General features: G+C 74.3%; 5 protein-coding genes. 3 read left to right on the forward strand and 2 right to left on the reverse strand.

The genetic code is table 11. From position 1 onward, the window contains the following. Positions 1 to 241 (reverse strand): TIGR03089 family protein (locus ACFU99_RS33415; RefSeq protein WP_384399200.1); only part of this gene is annotated, 241 nt, incomplete at its 3' end. 138 nt (positions 242 to 379) lie between these two features. Here ACFU99_RS33415 and ACFU99_RS33420 point away from each other — a divergent pair. The 3 genes from ACFU99_RS33420 to ACFU99_RS33430 all read left to right on the forward strand — a co-directional run bounded on the left by ACFU99_RS33420 (position 380) and on the right by ACFU99_RS33430 (position 4093). After that, complete coding sequence (locus ACFU99_RS33420) at positions 380 to 1942, forward strand: peptidoglycan recognition protein (RefSeq protein ID WP_384399202.1); 1563 nt, start codon at positions 380 to 382, stop codon at positions 1940 to 1942. Between the two features lie 105 nt (positions 1943 to 2047). Beyond that, a complete protein-coding gene (locus ACFU99_RS33425; protein ID WP_384399204.1) occupies positions 2048 to 3139 on the forward strand; it encodes a sugar phosphate nucleotidyltransferase in 1092 nt (363 codons plus the stop codon). Between the two features lie 39 nt (positions 3140 to 3178). Beyond that, positions 3179 to 4093 (forward strand): DNA-3-methyladenine glycosylase family protein, encoded by a 915-nt coding sequence (locus tag ACFU99_RS33430; RefSeq protein WP_384399206.1) that lies wholly within the window; start codon positions 3179 to 3181, stop codon positions 4091 to 4093. Between the two features lie 17 nt (positions 4094 to 4110). Here ACFU99_RS33430 and ACFU99_RS33435 read toward each other — a convergent pair. Next, a partial coding sequence (locus tag ACFU99_RS33435) for a coenzyme F420-0:L-glutamate ligase (protein ID WP_384399208.1) occupies positions 4111 to 4749 on the reverse strand: 639 nt, incomplete at its 5' end.

Raw genomic sequence — 4749 nt, forward strand, 5'->3', positions numbered from 1 at the left:
GCAGCCAGACGGCGCTCTGCCAGTGCGCGGGCAGCAGCAGCGCGAGCCGGTCGCCGGGCTCGGCGGACAGGTCGTCCTGGAGCAGATTGGCGGTCTTCGCCACCCAATTGGCGAAGGTGGCCACGGAGAGTTCGACGCGCTCACCCGTGGCGTCGTCGTAGAAGGTCACGAGCGGGCGGGCCGGGTCCGCCGCGAGGGCGGATCGCAGCAGGTCGGCGGGGGTGCGATCGGTGGCGTTCATCGCCGCCAGGGTACGCGCCGACCGCGCCGCGCATCAGCCGTACGGGCGTCCCCGGCCGGGCGGCGGGCCACCGGTTCGGCCGATGAGCCGTCAGCTCACGAATAGACAGATATGCCACCTTTGTTCACGATTTTTTTTATGCGTCCACTCCTCGCCTCCTCGACGGCCGTGGCCTGTGCGGTCGTCCTGGCACTCCCGCTCACCGCCCCCTCCGGCGCCGCCGCCGTACGGTCCGGCGTCGCAAACGCAACCGCTGCCGCCGCACCCGCACCCGCTTCGTCGATCGGCGTCCCCGGCTCCACCCGCTCGCTGCCGCTCGTCGACCTCGGGACCGCCGCCGACCGCGCCGGCGGGGCCGCCGAGCAGGGCCTGTCCGCCCGCCGCGTCCGGCCCTTCTCCCTCCTCGGCGTCGTCTGGAAGGACCCCTCCGCCGAGCTCCACGGCCGGGTCCAGGTCCGTACCCGCGCGGCCCGCGGCCACGTCTGGTCCGGCTGGCAGGACGTACAGACCCACGACGACGACCGGCCGGACGCCGGCTCGCCCGAGGCGCACAGCCGCCGGGCGCACGGCACGACCGCGCCGCTGTGGGTCGGCGACTCCGACGGCGTCCAGGTCCGGGTCCGCGGCGCGAAGACCGCCGGCCGGCACGGCGGAACGGGCCACGCCAAGGGCCGGCGGAGCGGTGCGGCGCAGGCCGCCCTGCCCGCCGGGCTCCGCCTCGACCTCGTCGACCCCGGAGCCGACCCGTCCCCCGCCCAGCGCGCCGCCAACCCGGTGCCGACGGGGGAGGAGGCCGCCAGCTCCGACGTGAACGCGCAGCTCGCGCCCCTGGGCGCGACCGAGATCCCGGCGCTCGACAAGGCCGAGTCCGAGGCGGACGCGGCGGTGATCGACGGCTTCGGCGACGGGATCGCCGACAGGATCGCCGACGGTATCGGCGACGGAACCGGCGACGGGACCGGCGATGAGCCCTCCGACGACGGCACGCGCCACGACGGGACGGCCCCCCAGGACGGCACGGTCCACGACGGCAAACTGGAGGGACACGACGGCAAGCTGGAAGAGGAAGGGCCGCGCGCCGCCGAGATGCGCCGCCGCATCGGGCCCCGCCCCCGCATCGTCACCCGGTCCGGCTGGGGCGCGAACGAGCGGCTGCGCGAGCGGCGGTTCCGCTACACCCGGACCGTGAAGGCCGCGTTCGTCCACCACAGCGCGACCGGCAACAACTACAGCTGCTCCCAGGCGCCCAGGGTCATCCGCGGTATCTACCGCTACCACGTCAAGAGCAGCGGCTGGCGGGACATCGGCTACAACTTCCTCATCGACAAGTGCGGCACCGTCTACGAGGGCCGGGCAGGCGGTGTGGCCAAACCCGTCATGGGCGCCCATACTCTCGGGTTCAACAGCAACAGCATGGGCGTCGCCGTCCTCGGCTCGTTCGCACATGCCAACCCGCCCGCAGCCGCGGTCAAGGCCGTGGCCCGACTCACCGCCTGGAAGCTCGGCCTGTACGGCGCCAACCCGCGCGGCACCACCCGTCTCGTGTCGGGCGGCGGCAACCGCTTCAGGAAGGGGGCTCGGGTCAAGCTCCATGTCATCTCCGGCCACCGCGACGGCTTCGCCACCGAGTGCCCCGGCTCCAAGCTGTACCGGAAGCTCGGCTCGGCCCGCGCCGTCTCGGCCCACCTCCAGGGGCGCTGAGGAGCCCCGGCCCCGTACCCCTGACCGGGCGCAGGCCACGCCTTAACAGTCTGCATACACTGGCCGCCGACCACGGCCGGCCCCAGCAGGAAGCAGAGATACACGTTGACTGAATCGCCAGAAGCGATCCTCCTGGTCGGCGGCAAGGGAACCCGGCTACGCCCGCTCACGGTGCACACGCCCAAACCGATGGTCCCGGCGGCGGGCGTCCCCTTCCTCACCCACCAGCTCGCCAGGGCCCGCGCGGCCGGCGTCGAGCACATCGTGCTCGCCACCTCCTATCTGGCCGAGGTCTTCGAGCCGTACTTCGGCGACGGTTCCGCCCTCGGCCTGCACCTGGAGTACGTCACCGAGGAGGAGCCGCTCGGCACCGGCGGCGCCATCCGCAACGTCGCGTCCCGGCTGCGGTCCGGCCCCGACGACCCGGTGCTCGTCTTCAACGGCGACATCCTCACCGGCCTCGACATCGAGGCCCTCGTCGCCACCCACCGCACGGCGGGCGCGGACGTCTCCCTGCATCTGACGCGCGTGGACGACCCGCGCGCCTTCGGCCTCGTACCGACTGACGACTCCGGGCGGGTCACGGCGTTCCTGGAGAAGCCGCAGACCCCCGAGGAGATCGTCACCGACCAGATCAACGCGGGCGCGTACGTCTTCAACCGCTCCGTGATCGACGCGATCCCCCACGACCGGCCCGTCTCCGTCGAACGCGAGACCTTCCCGGACCTCCTCGCCGCCGGCGCGCACCTCCAGGGCATGGTCGACTCCACCTACTGGCTCGACCTCGGCACCCCGCAGGCGTTCGTCCGCGGCTCCGCCGACCTGGTCCTGGGCCGCGCCCCGTCCCCGGCCGTGCCCGGCCGCTGCGGCGACCGCCTGGTCATCGACGGCGCGCTGGTCGCCATGGACGCCAAGCTGACGGGCGGCACGGTGATCGGCGAGGGCGCCCGGATCGAGTCGGGCGCGCGCATCGAGGGGAGCGCGGTGCTCGACGGCGCCGTCGTCGAGGCCGGGGCGCACATCGTGGACTCGCTCATCGGGGCGGGGGCCAGAGTCGGCGCGCGAACGGTCGTGGAGGGCGTCGTCATCGGGGACGGCGCCACGATCGGCCCGGACAACGAACTGCGCGACGGAGTACGGGTGTGGTGCGGGGCGGACATAGGGGCGGGAGTGGTGCGCTTCTCCTCCGACCAGTAACGATCGGCAGGAGAGACGACCGGCCCGTACGCTGGTCCGATGTCCGACACCCGCACCTGGGGGCTCACCGGCCCGTACGACCGCCATGACCTCAGGCGCAACCTGGGCGTCCTGGGGCGCGGGCCGGGCGACCCCGCCTACCGGGCGGACGCGGACGGTTCCATCTGGCGCGCGTCGCGGACGCCGGACGGGCCGGGCACCGTCCGAATCGCGGTGGCCGGCGGCGAGGCCACAGCGGAAGCCTGGGGTCCGGGCGCGGCCTGGCTGCTCGCGCGGGCGCCCGCGCTGCTCGGCGAGCACGACGACGCGGCGGACTTCACGCCCCGCCACCGCCTCGTCCACGAGGCCCACCGCCGCCACCCCGGCCTGCGCCTGATCCGCACGGGCCTGGTCCTCGAATCGCTGATCCCCTCGGTCCTGGAGCAGAAGGTCACCAGCGACGAGGCGTACCGCGCCTGGCGCATTCTCCTGAAGCGCCACGGCGAACCGGCCCCCGGCCCGGCGGACGGGATGCGCGTCATGCCCGATCCGCGGGGCTGGACGCTGATCCCGTCCTGGGAGTGGCACACGGCCGGCGTCGACGGCAAGCGCTCGTCGGCGATCGTGCGCGCCGCCCGCGTCGCCCGCCGTCTGGAGGAGGCCGCGGGCATGGACGACGTACGAGCAGCCGCCCGCCTCCAGGCGGTCCCCGGCATCGGCCCCTGGACGGCGGCCGAGACCTTGCAGCGCAGCAACGGTTCGCCGGACGCCGTGACGGTCGGCGATCTCCATCTGCCGAAGATCATCGGCTACGCGCTGACGGGCGAGCGCGGCACGGACGACGCGGCCATGCTCGACCTGCTGGCCCCCTACGCGGGCCACCGCCACCGCGCCTGCCGCCTCATCCTCCTCACCGGCCGCACCCCGCCCCGCCGCGCGCCGCGCTTCTCCGTGGGCGACATCCGCGCGCTGTAGGGCCCGGGACGGACCGGCTACCGCACCGATACGAACGCGTCGGCGGCGCGCTCCGGCCGGGGCCGGGGCGGCGCGGCGGGGCGGCCCACAGCCACCGCCCCCATCGGGTCCCAGTCCTCCGGCAGCTCCAGCACCCGCCGCACCACGTCGCGGCAGAACATCGTCGACGACACCCAGGCCGAACCGAGCTGCTCACCGGCCAGCGCCACCAGGAAGTTCTGCACCCCGGCCCCGGCCGTCACGACGAACATCTCCCGCTCGGCCGCGGCGCGGCGCTCGTCGGGGTAGGTGTGCGAGCCGTCCATCACCAGGCACGGCACCACCAGATACGGCGCGTTCCGCAGCACGTCGCCCCGGCGCAGCCGCTTGGCGACGCTCTCCTCGGTGAAGCCGTCGGCGCGCAGATCGGCCGCCCACGCGTCGCGCATCGCGTCGAGCAGTGCGGTACGGGCGTGCTCCGACTCCAGCAGCACGAACCGCCACGGCGTGGTGTGGTGCGGCGCGGGCGCGGTCACGGCGGCGGCGACCGCGCGCCGCACGGCGGCCCCGTCGACCGGCTCGGCGGTGAACTCCCGGACCGTGCGCCGCAGCGTCACCGCTTCCCGTACGGCCTCCGAGGTCCCCAGCCGGAACATGTCGTCGGCGGCGACCCGTAC

It is taken from the genome of Streptomyces sp. NPDC057654, from assembly GCF_042800135.1.
Classification (GTDB): Bacteria; Actinomycetota; Actinomycetes; order Streptomycetales; family Streptomycetaceae; genus Streptomyces.

Excerpts from the sequence above, each read along its gene's own strand:
- ACFU99_RS33420 (WP_384399202.1), top strand. The coding sequence starts at position 380 with ATGCGTCCACTCCTCGCCTCCTCGACGGCCGTGGCCTGTGCGGTCGTC.
- ACFU99_RS33430 (WP_384399206.1), top strand. The coding sequence starts at position 3,179 with ATGTCCGACACCCGCACCTGGGGGCTCACCGGCCCGTACGACCGCCAT.